Origin of the sequence: Streptomyces nymphaeiformis, assembly GCF_014203895.1 — a bacterium.
Classification (GTDB): domain Bacteria; phylum Actinomycetota; class Actinomycetes; order Streptomycetales; family Streptomycetaceae; genus Streptomyces; species Streptomyces nymphaeiformis.
Map to the genome: position 1 here is coordinate 1 of NZ_JACHJY010000022.1, position 16062 is coordinate 16062.

Annotated in this window: 18 protein-coding genes; 6 read left to right on the plus strand and 12 right to left on the minus strand. The window is 72.4% G+C overall.

The window, feature by feature from the left end:
• Positions 1-102 precede the first annotated feature (102 nt).
• Complete coding sequence (locus GGE06_RS41180; protein ID WP_184933233.1) at positions 103-720, minus strand: hypothetical protein; 618 nt, start codon at positions 718-720, stop codon at positions 103-105.
• A gap of 184 nt (positions 721-904) precedes the next feature.
• On the opposite strand from GGE06_RS41180, the gene GGE06_RS41185 reads away from it, so the two are divergent.
• Entirely contained in the window at positions 905-1804 is a 900-nt protein-coding gene (locus tag GGE06_RS41185) for a Bax inhibitor-1/YccA family protein (RefSeq protein ID WP_116160617.1), read from the plus strand.
• 63 nt (positions 1805-1867) lie between these two features.
• Here GGE06_RS41185 and GGE06_RS41190 read toward each other — a convergent pair whose 3' ends face one another.
• Complete coding sequence (locus tag GGE06_RS41190; RefSeq protein ID WP_116160618.1) at positions 1868-2422, minus strand: TetR/AcrR family transcriptional regulator; 555 nt, start codon at positions 2420-2422, stop codon at positions 1868-1870.
• A gap of 104 nt (positions 2423-2526) precedes the next feature.
• Here GGE06_RS41190 and GGE06_RS41195 point away from each other — a divergent pair, with 104 nt between their 5' ends.
• Positions 2527-3399, plus strand: coding sequence for an alpha/beta fold hydrolase (locus tag GGE06_RS41195; protein WP_184933234.1), 873 nt, complete (start codon positions 2527-2529; stop codon positions 3397-3399).
• Between the two features lie 27 nt (positions 3400-3426).
• On the opposite strand, the gene GGE06_RS41200 is transcribed toward GGE06_RS41195, so the two are convergent.
• Entirely contained in the window at positions 3427-3657 is a 231-nt protein-coding gene (locus tag GGE06_RS41200) for a DUF4287 domain-containing protein (RefSeq protein ID WP_116160620.1), read from the minus strand.
• 112 nt (positions 3658-3769) lie between these two features.
• Here GGE06_RS41200 and GGE06_RS41205 point away from each other — a divergent pair, with 112 nt between their 5' ends.
• On the plus strand, positions 3770-4099 hold the full coding sequence (locus GGE06_RS41205) for a hypothetical protein (protein WP_116160621.1): 330 nt from the start codon (positions 3770-3772) through the stop codon (positions 4097-4099).
• A gap of 7 nt (positions 4100-4106) precedes the next feature.
• Here GGE06_RS41205 and GGE06_RS41210 read toward each other — a convergent pair whose 3' ends face one another.
• From GGE06_RS41210 to GGE06_RS41220, 3 genes are all read right to left on the minus strand, one after another.
• Positions 4107-4940 (minus strand): hypothetical protein, encoded by an 834-nt coding sequence (locus tag GGE06_RS41210; protein WP_116160622.1) that lies wholly within the window; start codon positions 4938-4940, stop codon positions 4107-4109.
• Positions 4941-5171: 231 nt separating this feature from the next.
• The gene (locus tag GGE06_RS41215; protein ID WP_184933235.1) at positions 5172-6392 is read right to left on the minus strand and encodes an acetyl-CoA C-acetyltransferase; all 1221 of its coding nucleotides are present in this window, start codon (positions 6390-6392) and stop codon (positions 5172-5174) included.
• A 229-nt stretch (positions 6393-6621) separates the two neighbouring features.
• Positions 6622-7623 (minus strand): SGNH/GDSL hydrolase family protein, encoded by a 1002-nt coding sequence (locus GGE06_RS41220; RefSeq protein WP_181924619.1) that lies wholly within the window; start codon positions 7621-7623, stop codon positions 6622-6624.
• Between the two features lie 104 nt (positions 7624-7727).
• Between GGE06_RS41220 and GGE06_RS41225 the strand changes: the two genes are divergently transcribed.
• Both GGE06_RS41225 and GGE06_RS41230 read left to right on the plus strand, forming a co-directional pair.
• Complete coding sequence (locus tag GGE06_RS41225; RefSeq protein ID WP_116160625.1) at positions 7728-9116, plus strand: cystathionine beta-synthase; 1389 nt, start codon at positions 7728-7730, stop codon at positions 9114-9116.
• 320 nt (positions 9117-9436) lie between these two features.
• Entirely contained in the window at positions 9437-10270 is an 834-nt protein-coding gene (locus GGE06_RS41230; RefSeq protein WP_116160626.1) for a MurR/RpiR family transcriptional regulator, read from the plus strand.
• Positions 10271-10284: 14 nt separating this feature from the next.
• On the opposite strand, the gene GGE06_RS41235 is transcribed toward GGE06_RS41230, so the two are convergent.
• The 6 genes from GGE06_RS41235 to GGE06_RS41260 form a co-directional block, all read right to left on the minus strand.
• Positions 10285-10656, minus strand: coding sequence for a hypothetical protein (locus GGE06_RS41235; RefSeq protein WP_116160627.1), 372 nt, complete (start codon positions 10654-10656; stop codon positions 10285-10287).
• A 38-nt stretch (positions 10657-10694) separates the two neighbouring features.
• Positions 10695-11129 carry a roadblock/LC7 domain-containing protein gene (locus GGE06_RS41240; RefSeq protein ID WP_181924620.1) on the minus strand — a complete coding sequence of 145 codons (435 nt, stop codon included), beginning with the start codon at positions 11127-11129 and terminating at the stop codon, positions 10695-10697.
• Positions 11129-11890, minus strand: a complete 762-nt coding sequence (locus tag GGE06_RS41245) for a transcriptional regulator (protein ID WP_116160629.1) — start codon at positions 11888-11890, stop codon at positions 11129-11131. Before GGE06_RS41245 ends, GGE06_RS41240 begins: the two co-directional genes overlap by 1 nt.
• Entirely contained in the window at positions 11887-12291 is a 405-nt protein-coding gene (locus GGE06_RS41250) for a roadblock/LC7 domain-containing protein (RefSeq protein ID WP_116160630.1), read from the minus strand. Before GGE06_RS41250 ends, GGE06_RS41245 begins: the two co-directional genes overlap by 4 nt.
• A 142-nt stretch (positions 12292-12433) precedes the next feature.
• Positions 12434-12913, minus strand: a complete 480-nt coding sequence (locus GGE06_RS41255; protein ID WP_184933236.1) for an SRPBCC family protein — start codon at positions 12911-12913, stop codon at positions 12434-12436.
• A 32-nt stretch (positions 12914-12945) separates the two neighbouring features.
• A complete protein-coding gene (locus GGE06_RS41260) occupies positions 12946-14262 on the minus strand; it encodes a type III PLP-dependent enzyme domain-containing protein (RefSeq protein WP_184933237.1) in 1317 nt (438 codons plus the stop codon).
• 103 nt (positions 14263-14365) lie between these two features.
• Between GGE06_RS41260 and hutU the strand changes: the two genes are divergently transcribed.
• Complete coding sequence (hutU, locus tag GGE06_RS41265; RefSeq protein WP_116160633.1) at positions 14366-16030, plus strand: urocanate hydratase; 1665 nt, start codon at positions 14366-14368, stop codon at positions 16028-16030.
• The last annotated feature ends 32 nt before the right edge of the window (positions 16031-16062 follow it).

Below are 16062 nucleotides of genomic sequence, written 5' to 3' on the forward strand. Positions count from 1 at the left end.
CAAACGGGTCCCGGCGGTAAGAAACGTAGAGCTCACAGCGTTATCGCAGGTCAGGCGCCTAGTCGGAACAGGTTCGAGTCCGGTTCCGGGCACCACGGTTGGTCACTGCGGCAGGCGGTCGAGCAGCCAGGAGCCGTACGCCTGGGGGAGGAGCGGGCCGGACGCGCCCGCCGCGACGGTGAGCGTCTCGTCGGCGGTCGCCTCGTCCAGGCCGTCGGTGACCCCTTCGTCGACGAACCGCAGGAAGCGGGCCCGCTGCGGCCGCCCGCCCATGCGGCTCAGCTCGGCCTCGTCCTCCAGCTCCGGCTCGGCGCCGTTGTGGGAGAAGTGCACTCCCGTCCGGTGGTCGATCCGCTGGTACTCCATGCCCGCGAGGGCGTAGCGGGTGGCGAGGGCGCCCTGCCCCGTGCCCCCGACGGTCAGCGGGGCGGAGCCGTACTGCTCCGCGAGCGCGCGGGTGACGGTGTTCTGCACGGCCCCGCCGGCGCCGGTCATGGAGCTGTCCTCGGGAAGTCCGAGCAGGATCAGGTCGTACCCGCGCGCGTGGAGCGCGGGGAGGAACGGGTACGCCTCGTGGACGAGGCCGCCCGCGAGCGCCGGGAGCTCGGTGCCGGCGTCGCCGACGAGGATCACGGGCCTGGTGAGGTGCTCGCCCGCGGTGTAGACCCAGGCGCTCCCGTGGCGCGGGATCTCCCAGACGGCGTTCGGATCGGCGGTCATGCGGCTCTCCTGTGGAGGGGACGGTTCCGTACGGGACGAGCCTGGCCGCGCGAAGCCCTCCGGCGCCGACGAAGATCGGAAACTTACGGGAAAAGATCCTCCCCGAGCACTAGAGAGTTCCTTTTGCCTACCCATTACTCTTGACGCAAGGCCGCGCCGCGCGGTCTTGCCATGGAGGAGTGAGATGAGGAGCAGCAACCCGGTCTTCTCGCGACGGGGGTTCAGCCGCGACGCCGGCTACGCGGGCTTCAACGCGCAGCAGCAGGCCGGGGGCCCCGCCGTCGGAACCGACCCGTACGCCCAGGGCAACCCGTACGCCCAGGGCGCGACGAACCCGTACGCCACCAACCCGTACGCCCCGCAGGACGTCCAGCTCGGCGCCCCGCAGCAGGCCCGCGGCAACGTGATGACGATCGACGACGTCGTGAGCCGTACGGCCATGACGCTCGGCACGGTCGTGGTCACCGCCGTCCTGTCCTGGCTGCTGCTGCCGGTCGACCCGGCGAACCTCGGCAAGTCCTACGGCATCGCCATCGGCGCCGGCCTGGTCGCCATGGTCCTGTCGCTGGTGCAGTCCTTCAAGCGCAAGCCGTCGCCCGCGCTGATCCTGGCCTACGCCGCCTTCGAGGGCGTCTTCCTCGGCGTGATCTCCGCCGCCGTCTCGACGTACATCGCGGACGGCGTGGTCATCCAGGCGGTCCTGGGCACGATGTCGGTCTTCGCGGCCGTCCTCATCGCCTACAAGATGGGCTGGATCCGCGTCACGCGCCGCTTCTACGGCTTCGTGATGGCGGCCGCGATGGGCTTCGTGCTGCTCATGGCCGTCAACCTGCTGTTCTCGGTCTTCGCCGGCGGTGACGGCCTGGGCTTCCGCAGCGGTGGCCTCGGCATCGTCTTCGGCATCGTCGGCGTCGTCCTCGGCGCCCTGTTCCTCGCCCTCGACTTCAAGCAGGTCGAGGACGGCATCACCTACGGCGCGCCGCGCGAGGAGGCCTGGCTGGCCGCCTTCGGTCTCACCATGACCCTGGTGTGGATCTACCTGGAGATGCTGCGTCTGCTGTCGATCCTCCAGGGCGACGACTGACGCATCCCGTGACTCGGGGGAAGGGCCCGTCCGGCTTCGTGCCGGGCGGGCCCTTCCGCGTGCCTAGCGGGCGTCCAGGAGGACGCGGGCGGCCGCCTTCGCCTGGGCGGCGGGTTCGGGGGAGCCGGTGATGCCGGCGACGGCCATGGCGCCGTTGGCGAGCAGGGCCAGCTGGTCGGCGAGGACGGGCGGGGCGCCGAGGGCGTCCGTCTGCTCGGCGAAGTACGCCCGCAGGGCCGCCTTGTGGTCGCGGGCGACGGCGGCGACCGACGGGGTGACCCCGCCGAGCTCCCCGAAGGTGTTGATGAACGCGCAGCCGCGGAAATCGGGCTCCGCGAACCAGCCGGCCAGCCAGTCGAAGACCGCGAGCGCCCGCTCGTACGGCCCGTCGGCGACCCGCTCGCCATGGCCGGTGAGCGCTGCCCGCACGGCCTCGTCGCGGCGCCGCAGGACGGCCTCGACGAGCAGCTCCTTGGACGGGAAGACCTGGTAGAGCCGCTTCAGGGAGACCCCCGAAGCGGTGCGGATGGCGTCCATGCCGACGGCCTGCACCCCCCGCTCGTCGAAGAGCCGCTCCGCGGTGTCGAGCAGTTTCAGCTCGGCGGTTTCCGCGTCCATCGTCCGATCACCCCTTGCATGGAGAACCATCGTTCTCCTACTCTACAGGGCATCGGGAGAACGTTCGTTCTCTCGACCGGAGAACCGGAAACGGGGAGTCAGCCATGTCCGCATTCGCCCTGCGCGCCCGCACCGTCACCGTCGACGGGCTCGACGTCTTCTACCGGGAGGCCGGCGACCCGGCGAACCCCACCCTCGTCCTGCTGCACGGCTTCCCGTCCAGCTCGCACATGTACCGGGGGCTCATCGCCGAGCTCTCCGACGCGTACCACCTGATCGCCCCGGACCACATCGGCTTCGGCGCCTCCGCCGCACCGGCCGTCGAGGACTTCGCGTACGGCTTCGAGAAGCTCACCGAGATCACCCTCGGACTCCTCGACCGGCTGGGCGTCGAGAGGTTCGCGCTCTACATCCAGGACTACGGCGCCCCGATCGGCCTGCGGATCGCCTCCCGGCACCCCGAGCGCGTCACCGCGATCGTCAGCCAGAGCGGCAACGCCTACCTGGAGGGCTTCACGCCCTTCTGGGACGTGCTCTTCGCCCACGCCCGGGACCGGGCGGCGAACGAGCCGGCCGTACGGGAGCTGCTGACCGCCGAGGCCACCCGCTGGCAGTACACCCACGGCGTGCCCGCCGACCGGCTCGACCGGATCGCCCCCGAGGCGTGGACCCTGGAGCAGGCCGGCCTCGACCGGCCCGGCAACAAGGAGATCCAGCTCCAGCTCTTCTGGGACTACCAGTTCAACCTGGACGGCTACCCGGCCTTCCAGGAGTACTTCCGCACCCACCGGCCGCCGCTGCTCGCGGCCTGGGGGCGCGGTGACGAGATCTTCGGGCCGGCCGGTGCGGAGGCCTTCGCCCGGGACCTGCCCGACGCCGAGATCCACCTCCTGGACGCCGGACACTTCGCCCTGGAGACGCACGGCGAGGAGATCGCCGCGCTCGTCCGCGACTTCCTCGGCCGCCACGTGAAGTGACGGCGAGGGCGGGCGCGGAGGCGGCGCTCAGAGCAGTCTGCGCGCCGCCCGCCGCAGGTCGTACTCGTGGAGGATCGCCTTCGCGTGGCCGTACGTCAGCTCGTGCGCCCCGCGGAGCCAGCTGACGCGCTCCTCGAAGCGGAGGAGGGAGGGGCCCTCCTCGACGGTGCGCATCCAGTCGGCGATCTCACGACCGGTGCGGCGCGGGATCCGGGCCAGCAGGTTGCGGTGGGTCTCTTCGGAGAAGGTGTGGGACATCGGCGCCTCCGGACGCTTCGTACCGTGTGTTGCTCCTCGTACTCCTTCCCGTCACCGTGCCGAAGCCTTCGCCCGTTGGCAAGGGGGCCGGGCGGGCGCGTAGGGTCGCGGAGTGCGCGATACGAGTGAACTGACCGCCGCCGTCGAGCGGTTCGCCGGCCGGCTGCGGGCCGCCCCGCAGAGCCGTCTCCGGCAGGGCGCGGCGGCCGAAGGGCTGGCCCTCGCCCGGGAGTTGGCGGTGCGCGCCCAGCGTGCCGAGGACCCGGACCGGGAGCCGAGGGCCATGCCGGAGGCGGGCCTGTTCACGGTGGGCGACCAGCTCACCGTCGCCGGGAACGATCTGGCCGAGATCCTGCGAACGGCCCCGGCCGGCTCCCGGGAGGAGGAGCTGGACGAGGCCGTGAGGCTGGTACGGGAGGCGATGGAGCGCTCGGGGCTCTGAGCCGCTCCTACAGGGAGGCGATCACGCGGTCCGCGAGGATGTAGACGTTCTCCTCGTCCGTGTCGCCGTACGAGAAGGTCAGGGCGAAGGCGCCCGAGACGCCCGAGCCGCCGAGCAGCACCGGGGTGCGGCCCGCGCGCAGGGCCTCGGCGAGGCGTTCGGCGGTCTCGCGGTGGCCGGGGGTCATGCAGAGCGTGGTGCCGTCCGCGAAGACGTACACGTCGAGGGTGCCGAGCGGGCCCGGGCGCACGTCCGTGAGGGCGGTGCGGGTGTCCGCGAGCTCCTCCAGGCGGGCCACCGTCCGCTCGTGGTCGGTGACCACGGGCGTCTGCACCGGCACGAAGTCCGGGTGCGAGGGGTGCCGGCGGCGGGCCGCGGCCAGCTCCGCCGAGTCCTCCGGGTACTCGTCGAAGGCGTCGAGGGCGTCCGGGCCGTCGAGCGCCGCGGCCTCCGCCTCCATGGCCTCCAGGGCCATCGCCTCCAGGCCCACGAAGTCGGCCTGGCGCGGCACGAAGAAGGCGCCCTCGTCCGCCGTGCCGCCCGGACCGCCGAGCAGCGACGGGGCGTCGGCCGCGTCACGGGCCTCCTGTGCGGCCCAGAAGGCACGCGCCTCGGCGAGCTCGCGCTCCCGCTCCTCGGCCAGCGCCTCGGCGACCGCGGCCCGTATCTCCGCGGCGGGCGAGGTGCGGGCCGCCGGAACCGTCCCGCCGTGACCGGCGGCCAGCTCGCCCCGCAGGGCGGTGACCTCCTTGCGGAGACCGTGGACGGCGTGCAGGGCAGCAGCGCCCACGGCCGTGGTGGCGGCCGTGGTCAGCAGCAGGGCAAGAGACATGGCGCTCACTGACGTACTCCCGATTCCGAGTCGATCCCCCGACTTCCTACATCAGCTTGTCCCGGGGTGGTGCCTGCTGTCAGTGCATTACGTCACGAATTGGACAGGTATTTCTGCCAGGTGTTTAGTCCCGAAACGGCTCTGACCTGGGAAAACGAACTCCCCCGGGATGTAGGTCACATCCTGGGGGAGATTCGGTCACGGCTCGGACGCGGTGCGGTTGACGCACCCGGTCACTGGTTAGCTGAGGCGCTCGATGACCATGGCCATGCCCTGGCCGCCGCCGACGCACATGGTCTCCAGGCCGAACTGCTTGTCGTGGAACTGGAGGCTGTTGATCAGCGTGCCGGTGATGCGGGCGCCGGTCATGCCGAAGGGGTGGCCGACGGCGATGGCGCCACCGTTGACGTTCACCTTGTCCAGGTCGAAGCCGAGGTCCTGGTAGGACGGGATGACCTGCGCGGCGAAGGCCTCGTTGATCTCGACCAGGTCGATGTCGCCCGTGGTCAGGCCGGCGCGCCGGAGGGCCTGCTTCGAGGCCTCGACCGGGCCGAGGCCCATGATCTCGGGGGAGAGGCCGGAGACGCCGGTGGAGACGATCCGGGCCAGCGGGGTCAGGCCGAGCTCGCGGGCCTTGGTGTCGGACATGATCACGAGCGCGGCGGCGCCGTCGTTCAGCGGGCAGCAGTTGCCGGCGGTGACGAGGCCGTCGGGGCGGAAGACCGGCTTGAGGCCGGAGACGCCCTCCAGGGTGACGCCGGCGCGCGGGCCGTCGTCCGCGGAGACGACGGTGCCGTCGGGGAGCGTCACCGGGGTGATCTCGCGCTCCCAGAAGCCGTTCTTGATGGCCTGCTCGGCGAGGTTCTGCGAGCGCACGCCGAACTCGTCCATCTCCTGGCGGCTGATGCCCTTCCAGCGGGCCAGGTTCTCCGCGGTCTGGCCCATCGCGATGTACGCGTCGGGGACGAGGCCGTCCTCGCGCGGGTCGTGCCAGGTGGAGCCCTCGGAGGCGGCGACGGCGGCGGTACGGGCCTCGGCGTCGGCGAAGAGCGGGTTGTGCGTGTCCGGGAGGGAGTCCGAGTTGCCCTTCACGAAGCGGGACACCATCTCGACGCCGGCCGAGATGAAGACGTCGCCCTCGCCCGCCTTGATCGCGTGCATGGCCATGCGGGAGGTCTGCAGCGAGGAGGAGCAGTAGCGGGTGATCGTGCAGCCCGGCAGGTGGTCCATGCCCATCTGCACGGCGACGATCCGGCCCAGGTTGTTGCCCTGCTCGCCGCCGGGGAGGCCGCAGCCGAGCATCAGGTCGTCGATGTCCCGCGGGTCCAGCTCCGGGACCTTGGCGAGCGCGGCCTGGATGATCGTGGCGGTGAGGTCGTCCGGCCGCAGGTCCTTCAGGGAGCCCTTGAAGGCCCGGCCGATGGGCGAGCGGGCGGTCGAGACGATCACGGCTTCGGGCATCACGGCTCCATGAGGGTGCGGAGTGGGCGGACAGAAAGGGAAGTTACCCGTACGTACCGCACGGGTCACCGCCTGAACGGTGTGACGCGGACCTCTTTTCTAAGCGTACGCTCAGCGGGATGCCCCGCGGCTAGGGCCTGTCCGGCGGACCATGGCCGGGGCCGCGACGCCTGGTGCGGTGCCTCGCAAGGCGCCGCGGCCTATCCGACCCTGATCCGCCGGACAGGCCCTAGGCCTGGGCGTCCTCCGGAGCCGGGGTCGGGGTCTCCGCGGCGGGCAGCCGGCGGCGGCGCCGGTGCTTCAGGAGGGCCCACGGGGCACGGGCGGCCGTGACCTCCGTGCCCGCCTCGCTGGCCGCCTCCGCCGCCGCCTTCGCCACCGGCAGCATGTTCTCGTGCCGCGCCGGCTCCAGGCGGTCCGTTTCCGGCCAGACGCCCAGCGCGGCGCACAGCGTCGGCAGGATCGCCATCGCCGCCGTCGCGTACCCCTCCGCCGAGGGGTGGAAGCTGTCGATCCCGAACATCTCGCGCGGGTTCGCCGCGAACTCGGGCCCGAGGAGATCGCCCAGGGACACCGTCCGGCCCCCCTGCTCCACCACCACGATCGTCTGCGCCGCCGCCAGCTGCCGCGAGGCCCGCCGGGCCAGCCAGCGCAGCGGCTGGTAGACCGGCTCGATCGTGCCCAGATCCGGGCAGGTCCCGACCACCACCTCCGCGCCCGCCGTCCGCAGCCGCCGTACGGCCGAGGCGAGCAGCCGCACGGACTCCGTCGGCGCGAGCCGGTGCGTCACGTCGTTCGCGCCGATCATGATCACGCAGACGTCCGGCGGCCCGAGCGGCTGCGCGAGCAGCAGCGAGACCTGGCGCTCCAGGTCGTCCGAGCGCGCCCCCGAGAGCGCCACGTTCCGCAGGACCACCGGCCGCTCGGCGACCGCCGCGAGCCCGGAGGCGAGCAGCGCGCCCGGTGTCTGACCCGTGCGGCGGACCCCCTGGCCCGCCGCCGTGGAATCACCCAGAAGGGCCAGCCGCAGCGGGTCCTCCGTGCCGAAGGCGCGGCCGTAGAGGCCGTCCGCCACCGGCGGCAGCGGTGCCGGCGCCCCGTAGACCGTGCGCTTGGCCAGCTGTGCCTCGGCCAGGAGGACCCCCACCGCCGCCACACCGATCAGCCCGATGCTCCCGCCGCCGTACGCCGCACCCGCCGCGATCCGCCGCGCCACCCTCGCCCTCGACATGGGGGCCGTCACCTCCTTCAAGCCGTTCAGGGTCTAACTGCCCCGTAAGCCGTCCCGACTACGCATACGCTGGCCACACCATTACGGAGACCCCGGAGATTACGGTGCAATTCCACGACTCGATGATCAGCCTCGTCGGCAACACCCCGCTGGTGAAGCTCAACAACGTCACAGCGGGCATTCAGGCGACCGTTCTGGCCAAGGTCGAGTACTTCAACCCCGGCGGCTCGGTCAAGGACCGGATCGCCGTGCGCATGATCGAGGCGGCCGAGGAGAGCGGCGCGCTCAAGCCCGGCGGCACCATCGTCGAGCCCACGTCCGGCAACACCGGCGTCGGCCTGGCGATCGTGGCCCAGCAGAAGGGCTACAAGTGCATCTTCGTCTGCCCGGACAAGGTGTCGCTCGACAAGATCAACGTGCTGCGGGCGTACGGCGCCGAGGTCGTGGTCTGCCCCACGGCCGTCGACCCCGAGCACCCCGACTCGTACTACAACGTCTCGGACCGCCTCGTCCGCGAGACGCCGGGCGCCTGGAAGCCCGACCAGTACTCGAACCCGAACAACCCGCGCTCGCACTACGAGACGACCGGTCCCGAGCTCTGGGAGCAGACGGACGGGAAGATCACCCACTTCGTCGCGGGCGTCGGCACCGGCGGCACCATCTCCGGCACCGGCAACTACCTCAAGGAGGTCAGTGACGGGAAGGTGAAGGTCATCGGCGCGGACCCGGAGGGCTCGGTCTACTCGGGCGGTTCCGGCCGTCCGTACCTGGTCGAGGGCGTCGGCGAGGACTTCTGGCCCACCGCCTACGACCGGAACGTCACCGACCGGATCGTCGCCGTGTCCGACAAGGACTCCTTCCAGATGACCCGCCGCCTCGCCAAGGAGGAGGGCCTCCTCGTCGGCGGCTCCTGCGGCATGGCGGTCGTCGCGGCCCTGGAGGTCGCCAAGGAACTCGGCCCCGACGACGTCGTCGTGGTGCTGCTGCCGGACTCCGGCCGCGGCTACATGTCGAAGATCTTCAGTGACGAGTGGATGGCCGGCCACGGCTTCCTCGAGGACACCACCACCGCCACCGTCGCCGACGTCCTGCGCCACAAGGAGGGCGGCATGCCCTCGCTCGTCCACATGCACCCGGACGAGACCGTCGGCCAGGCCATCGAGGTGCTCCGCGAGTACGGCGTCTCCCAGATGCCCATCGTGAAGCCCGGCGCCGGCCACCCCGACGTCATGGCCGCCGAGGTCGTCGGCTCGGTCGTCGAGCGCGAGCTCCTCGACCACCTCTTCACCAAGAAGGCCTCCCTGGAGGACCCGCTGGAGCAGCACATGAGCGCGCCGCTGCCGCAGGTCGGCTCGGGCGAGCCGGTCGCCGACCTGATGTCCGTCCTCGGCGAGTCCTCCGACGCGGCGATCGTCCTCGTCGAGGGCAAGCCGACCGGTGTCGTGAGCCGTCAGGACCTGCTGGCCTTCCTGGCCAACGGCGGCACGAAGTAGCCGCAGAGCAGTTCGCGCAAACGGTACGAGGGCGACACGTGCCCGCAGCACCTGCTTAACACGCGTCCGGCACATTGGTGCCTGTCGACGTCACGGACTTCCGGAGCGGCTCCCGGGCTCCTGAGACGTCGCGGACGCGGAGACCGGCCCTGACCCGGGCCCGTGTCCCTCGCGGGGACCGCCGTCGTCCCGCCCCCCGGTGACGGGGGTGCGGCGGTCCCCGCGTCCATCTCACCCCGCGGCCGGCCCCTGCCGCGCGCGACTCCGTGTGCATATCCTTATGCAAGAGCTTCGCGTGTGAATAAGTGGAAGGGGGCGGCATGAGCGACAGCCCGGCCGGTCGGCTGCAGGCGCTGTTCGAGGGGCACCGGCTCACGCCCACGCAGCGGCGGATCGCGCACTGCATGGTGCGGCGCGCCGGCGACGTGCCGTTCCTGTCCAGCGTCGAGCTCGCCGAGCTCGCCGGGGTCAGTCAGCCGTCCGTCACCCGCTTCGCCGTCGCCCTCGGCTTCGACGGCTACCCGGCGCTCCGCAAGCACCTCCGGGAGAGCATGCCCGCGGCCGCCGAGGAGAACTCGGGCCTCAACGAGTACCAGCAGGCCGTCCTCGCCGAGATCGAGAACCTCCGGCACCTCGCCGGAGCCCTCGCCGACCCGGCACCCGTCGAGCGGGCGGGACGGCTCCTCGCCGGGTCCCGGCCGCTGCCCGTCCTCGGGCTGCGGGCCGCCTCCTCGCAGGCGCGGGGCTTCGCCTACTTCGCCGGCAAGGTGCACCCGGACGTCCGGCTCCTCGACGAGGGCGGCTCGATGCTCACGGACCGCATCGACGCCGCCGTACGGGCCGGGGCCACGGCCCTGCTCTGCTTCGCGCTGCCCCGGCACCCCCGGGAGGTCGTCGACGCCCTGGAGTACGCGCGGAAGGCCGGGCTCACGGTCGTGACCGTCGCCGAGTCGGTGTTCGCGCCCGTCGCCGCCCACAGCGACCTGCTGATCCCGGCCGCCGTCGGCACCGGCCTCGCCTTCGACACCGCCTGCGCGCCGATGCTCCTCGGCCGGGTCCTCCTGGAGGCCATGGCCGACGAACTCCCCGACGCGCAGGCGCGCCTGGAGGAGTTCGACACGAGGGCGGCGTCCCGGGGTCTGTTCGTGGAGTGACCCCGAGGGGCCGGTCAGACCTCCAGGTCCGCCTCGATCTTCTTCAGCTGGTGGCGGGCCATCGCCAGGTTCGCACGGCTCTTGTCGAGCGCCAGGTAGAGGAAGAGGCCGTTGGCGCCGCGCGCCTTGATCAGCCGGATCAGGTGGTACTGGCCGCCGAGGGTGATCAGGATGTCCTCGATCTCGTCCTTGAGCCCGAGGAGCTCCATCGCGCGGACCTTGGCCCGGACGACGTCCGTGTTGCACGCCGCGGCCACGGTCAGGTCGAGCTCGTTGCCGCCGCCGATCGTGCCGAGCGCCATGCCGCTCGTGTAGTCGACGAGGGCCGCGCCGATCGTGCCTTCGATCGCGGCCGCTTCCTTGAGGGAGGTCTCGGTGTTCGCCATGGTGTCGTACTTCCTTCTCGGGTGTTCGGGACTCGGTGTCAGTTCAGGTCTTTGCGTTCCAGCGCGCCGTCGACGAGCTCCCCTATCAGGGCGCTGGACCTGCGGGCCTCCAGATGGAGCCGCCCCACGTTGATCCGGGGCTCGGCGAGCAGTGTCAGGACGGCCGAGGCGCCCGCCGCGTACGTCGCCACGTAGCCCGTCTCGCCGCGGACGAGCAGCTCGCGGAAGCGGCCCTGCCCGGTGCTGTCGGTCAGCCGCTGCCCGACCCCGAGCGCCGCCGCGGTCAGCGCGGCCACGGTCTCCGCCTCGCCGTCCACGGTGTCGTGGGCGAGCACGAGTCCGTCGGCGCTGGCCGCCAGCGCGCCGGTGAGCTGGGGCAGCCGCGCCCGCAGCCGTCTGAGCTCGCCGAGGACCTCGGCTTCTGCCGTCACGAGCTGTCTCCTCTCGGCGCGCATGCGCAGCGCACGCCTCATCACAGGGCCTCCAGGGCGTCACGGAGCCGGCGCAGCAGGGCGATGTCGGGATCCTCCACCGGCAGGGCCGATAACGGCGCCGGTGGCGGCGGTGCGGGCACGGGGTCGAGCGGGGTCTCGACGAGCCCGGCGGCGGCGAGCCGCCGCACGTCGAGCAGCGTGTGGAAGGCGGGCCGGCCGAGCAGCCGGGCCAGCTCCGCCGGGGTCCGCTCCCCGTCGGCGGCGGCGAGCAGCGAGCGCTGCCGCGCCCCCACGGTCTGGCCGGGGGAGGGCGGCCGCGGCACGACCGGGGCGGTGTCGACGGAGGCGTACGGCCAGACGGCGTCGAGGAGTTCGCGGCGGCGGACGGTCTCGCGCTCGACGGCCTCGGCGGAGACCGGCCGCACCGTCCCGAACCAGTGCCCCACCCCGTACCGGAAGCGGGTCGGCCCGCTGGTGGGGGAGAGGGCGAAGAAGGCCGCGTCGAAGACGGCGCCGAGGTGGCATATCTCCAGCTCGCCGCCGTGCAGGCGGCCGCTGTCGACGAGGAAGCGGCCGACCGCGCGGTGCGCCCCGGCCCGGTCGACGGCCTCGTCCCAGCCCTCGCGGGGCAGCCGGCCGCCGGTGGTGAGGAGGACGTCGACGCCGGGGGCGGCGGGGGACTCGGCGTGCACGACCCGGCCGTCGACGAGGTAGAGCGTGCCGTGGTCGCGCAGGAGGGCGCCGGTGGCCTTCTCGGCGGCGAGCCGGACGAGCATCGGGGAGACGGCCGTCCTGCTCATCCGAGGACCAGTCTCTCGGCGAGGTCGCGGAGCCGGATCCGGGCGAGGGCGAGGTTGCCGGAGTCGCGGTCGAGCCAGAGGTGGAGGAAGACGCTGCTGTCGAAGGAGGTCTCGACGAAGCGGAGGACGTGGTAGCCGGCGCGGGTGGTGACGATCAGGTCCTCGACGGGCGGGCCGGGCCGCTCCCCTCCCGCCGTGACGGAGTCTCCTGCCGTGAAGGAGTCGAACTCCGCTGCGGAGCGGGCGAGTTCGGCGGTCTCGGCGGCCGTCGTCTCGTGGTCCCCGACCGGTGAGTCGCCCGCCGTGCCGAGGGCGAGGCCGCTGGTCCAGTCGACCAGGGAGGCTCCCCGGGCCCCGGGCAGGGCCATGGCCTCCAGCAGGCACTCGTCGATTCCGGGCACGCGGATTCCCCTCCCGATGCGTCGTGCGAACGTGCGGCAGTGACGGTGACGCTACTGAACGTTCCGGCGCCGGGGAGGCGTTCTGGCATTTTCCATCGGAACATGCCGCTGTCTGACGCGAATTGATCCGATGGGGTTCGGATCAGCCGCGCGACTCCACCGTGCGCGCGATGTCGGACAGGTCCTTCGCGAGCGCCTTCGCGACCACCTTCGCCCCGAAGCGGGCGAGCAGCCGGGCGAGGAGTCCCGGGGCGCGGGCGTCGGCGGGCCGCGCGGAGAAGGACATCCGGAGGGTGGTGGCGCCCGCGCCGTCGGGCGTGAGGGTGAGCTCGGAGACGTAGTGCATGCCGTGCGAGTCGGCGACCGTGACGTACCGGTCGGGCGGCTCGCACTCGGTCACGGTCATCTCCTCCGTGGCCTCCTTGCCCAGCATCCGCCGGGTCTCGCGCCAGCGCGTGCCCACGTCGAAGCCGCCCGGGGTGAGCACCTCCACCCGGTCGACGCCGGAGAGGACCCTGGGCATGTCCTTCAGGTCGGTGATGGCCTCCCAGACCCGCCCGGGGGAGGCGGCGACCCGGCGCTCGACCACGACGGAGGTGGTGTCCGTACCCGTTCCAGTCATGGCTTCATCGAAGCCGGGTCGCCGCCGGAGCGCTACCGGACCAGCGCGTCCGCCCGTTCCCCGCCCGCCTCGGCGACGATCTCGTCGAGGGTCTGGGCCCGGCGGACGGTCGTGAACGTGACCGCGCCGTCGCCGTCGACGGTGAAGCCGTGGATCCCGGGCCGGGGCAGGCTGTTGTACGCGTAGTGGTGGGCGAAGTAGTACGCGCCGGTGTCCGGGACCGCGACGACGTCGTCCGGGTGCAGCAGCGGCAGCGCGCGGCCGGTGGCGAGCAGGTCCCCGGCGAAGCAGGCGGGGCCGGCCACGTCCTGGACGGTGACGTCCCCGGTGCGGGGGCGGCCCTGGGGGTCGTACGCGAGGACGCGCAGCGGCCAGGACTCGGGGGCGTAGACCGTACGGGTGGCCAGTTGCACGCCCGCGTGGGTGACGGCGATCGGGCGGCCGCCGGAGGTCTTCGTGTACTCCACGCGGGCGAGGACCGTGCCGTGCTTGGCGAGCAGGGAGCGCCCGAACTCGGTGACGAGCCGGTAGCGGCCGTCGAAGAGTCCGGGGACGGTGTCGGCGAGCAGCCGGGCGTACTCGGCGTAGGTCGGCGTCTCCTCGTCGGAGCTGAAGTTCACGGGCAGGCCGCCGCCGATGTCGAGGGTGTCGATCTGCTGCCGCCCGGCCGCCCGGTTGATCTCCTCGGCCAGCGCGTACGCCTCGCCGACGCCCTGGGCCATGAGGGCCGGCGGGATGCCCTGGGAGCCGGTGTGGGTGTGCAGCCGGGTCAGCCAGGGCCGCTCCAGATAAGCGGCGACGACGGTCTTGCGGGCGCCCTCGTCGCGGAGCGCCACGCCGAACTTGGAGGTGGCGGTCGCGGTCGAGAGTGCGCCGATGGAACCGGCTCCGACCTGCGGGTTCACCCGGAGGCCGAGCGGTGAGGCGGTGGGCGCGGAGGCGACGAGGGCGTCGATCCTGCCGAGCTCCTGGAGGTTGTCGGCGTTGACGGCGATTCCGAGCGCGAGGGCCTGGCGGAGCTCGGCCGGGGTCTTGGCGGGGGAGTCGAGCACGGTCCGCGTGGGCGGGACGCCGGCCGCGCGGGCGAGGGCGAGCTCGCCGGGGCTCGCGACCTCGACGCCGAGTCCGGCCTCGTGGAGCAGGCGCAGGACGGGGACGAGCGGGGCGGCCTTCACGGCGAAGGCGTGCAGGACGGGTGCGTCGGTGACGGCGGCGAAGGCGCTGGTCAGGGCGGTGGCGGAGGCGCGGATGCCGGCGGTGTCGAGGAGGGCGACGACCGGCGCGGCGGGGGAGAGGAGTCCTTGATCGACGGAGGCTCGGACGGCGAGATCGCGACGTGAGGAGGCCATGCGGCCATCCTCGTCCATCGACCGTCCGGGGCGCCCTGTTGACTACAACTATTCAGCGAGCCAAGATGTGAATATCTGAACGACATTCCGAGGAGGCACCCCCATGTCAGGACCCCGCCCCGTGCGAGCCGCCCGCGGTACGGAACTGAGCGCCCTGGGATGGCAGCAGGAAGCCGCCCTCCGGATGCTCCAGAACAACCTCGACCCCGAGGTCGCCGAGCACCCCGACAAGCTCGTCGTCTACGGCGGCACCGGCAAGGCCGCCCGCGACTGGCGCTCCTTCGACGCCATGGTCCGCACCCTGCGCACCCTCAAGCAGGACGAGACGATGCTCGTCCAGTCCGGCCGCCCCGTCGGCGTCATGCAGACCCACGAGTGGGCGCCGCGCGTCCTCCTCGCCAACTCCAACCTCGTCGGCGACTGGGCCAACTGGGAGGAGTTCCGCCGCCTGGAGCACCTCGGCCTCACCATGTACGGCCAGATGACGGCCGGCTCCTGGATCTACATCGGCACCCAGGGCATCCTCCAGGGCACCTACGAGACCTTCGCCGCCGTCGCCGCGAAGAAGTTCAACGGCACCCTCGCCGGGACGATCACCCTCACCGCCGGCCTCGGCGGCATGGGCGGCGCCCAGCCCCTCGCCGTCACGATGAACGACGGCGTCGCCATCTGCGTCGACGTCGACCCGCGCGCCATCGAGCGCCGCATCGAGCACCGCTACCTGGACGTCAAGGCCGACAACCTCGCCCACGCCCTCCAGCTCGCCGTCGAGGCCCGCGACGCCCGCCGCCCGCTCTCCATCGGCCTCCTCGGCAACGCCGCCGAGCTGCTCCCGCAGATGCTCGCCGAGGGCGCCCCGATCGACATCGTGACCGACCAGACCTCGGCCCACGACCCGCTGTCGTACCTCCCGATCGGCGTCGCCTTCGAGGACATGGCCGACGCGGCCGCCAAGGACCCGGCCGGCTTCACCCAGCGCTCCCGCGAGTCGATGGCCAAGCACGTCGAGGCCATGGTCGGCTTCATGGACGCCGGCGCCGAGGTCTTCGACTACGGCAACTCGATCCGCGGCGAGGCCCAGCTCGCCGGCTACGACCGCGCGTTCGCCTTCCCCGGCTTCGTCCCGGCGTACATCCGCCCGCTGTTCTGCGAGGGCAAGGGCCCGTTCCGCTGGGCCGCCCTCTCCGGCGAGGCCTCGGACATCCACAAGACGGACAAGGCGATCCTCGACCTCTTCCCGGAGAACGAGTCCCTCCACCGCTGGATCAAGATGGCCGGCGAGCGCGTCCACTTCCAGGGCCTCCCCGCCCGCATCTGCTGGCTCGGCCAGGGCGAGCGCGACAAGGCGGGCTCCATGTTCAACGACATGGTCGCCGACGGCACCCTCGCCGCCCCGCTCGCGATCGGCCGCGACCACCTCGACTGCGGCTCCGTCGCCTCCCCGTACCGCGAGACCGAGGCCATGCTCGACGGCTCCGACGCCATCGCCGACTGGCCGCTGCTCAACGCCATGGTCAACGTCGCCTCCGGCGCCTCCTGGGTCTCCATCCACCACGGCGGCGGCGTCGGCATGGGCCGCTCCATCCACGCCGGCCAGGTCTCCGTCGCCGACGGCACCAAGCTCGCCGGCGAGAAGATCCGGCGCGTCCTCACCAACGACCCCGGCATGGGCGTCATCCGTCACGTCGACGCCGGCTACGACATCGCCGAGCGCGTCGCCGACGAGAAGGGCGTCCGCGTCCCGATGCGCGAGGGTGACTCCGCGTGACCTCGCCCCACGACGCCGCCGAGGCGCCCCGC

What these genes read in the sequence shown, in the direction of transcription:
- GGE06_RS41180 (WP_184933233.1), bottom strand. Translation starts at nt 720, where the DNA reads ATGACCGCCGATCCGAACGCCGTCTGGGAGATCCCGCGCCACGGGAGC.
- GGE06_RS41185 (WP_116160617.1), top strand. Translation starts at nt 905, where the DNA reads ATGAGGAGCAGCAACCCGGTCTTCTCGCGACGGGGGTTCAGCCGCGAC.
- GGE06_RS41190 (WP_116160618.1), bottom strand. Translation starts at nt 2,422, where the DNA reads ATGGACGCGGAAACCGCCGAGCTGAAACTGCTCGACACCGCGGAGCGG.
- GGE06_RS41195 (WP_184933234.1), top strand. Translation starts at nt 2,527, where the DNA reads ATGTCCGCATTCGCCCTGCGCGCCCGCACCGTCACCGTCGACGGGCTC.
- GGE06_RS41200 (WP_116160620.1), bottom strand. Translation starts at nt 3,657, where the DNA reads ATGTCCCACACCTTCTCCGAAGAGACCCACCGCAACCTGCTGGCCCGG.
- GGE06_RS41215 (WP_184933235.1), bottom strand. Translation starts at nt 6,392, where the DNA reads ATGCCCGAAGCCGTGATCGTCTCGACCGCCCGCTCGCCCATCGGCCGG.
- GGE06_RS41220 (WP_181924619.1), bottom strand. Translation starts at nt 7,623, where the DNA reads ATGTCGAGGGCGAGGGTGGCGCGGCGGATCGCGGCGGGTGCGGCGTAC.
- GGE06_RS41230 (WP_116160626.1), top strand. Translation starts at nt 9,437, where the DNA reads ATGAGCGACAGCCCGGCCGGTCGGCTGCAGGCGCTGTTCGAGGGGCAC.
- GGE06_RS41235 (WP_116160627.1), bottom strand. Translation starts at nt 10,656, where the DNA reads ATGGCGAACACCGAGACCTCCCTCAAGGAAGCGGCCGCGATCGAAGGC.
- GGE06_RS41240 (WP_181924620.1), bottom strand. Translation starts at nt 11,129, where the DNA reads ATGAGGCGTGCGCTGCGCATGCGCGCCGAGAGGAGACAGCTCGTGACG.
- GGE06_RS41245 (WP_116160629.1), bottom strand. Translation starts at nt 11,890, where the DNA reads ATGAGCAGGACGGCCGTCTCCCCGATGCTCGTCCGGCTCGCCGCCGAG.
- GGE06_RS41255 (WP_184933236.1), bottom strand. Translation starts at nt 12,913, where the DNA reads ATGACTGGAACGGGTACGGACACCACCTCCGTCGTGGTCGAGCGCCGG.
- GGE06_RS41260 (WP_184933237.1), bottom strand. Translation starts at nt 14,262, where the DNA reads ATGGCCTCCTCACGTCGCGATCTCGCCGTCCGAGCCTCCGTCGATCAA.
- hutU (WP_116160633.1), top strand. Translation starts at nt 14,366, where the DNA reads ATGTCAGGACCCCGCCCCGTGCGAGCCGCCCGCGGTACGGAACTGAGC.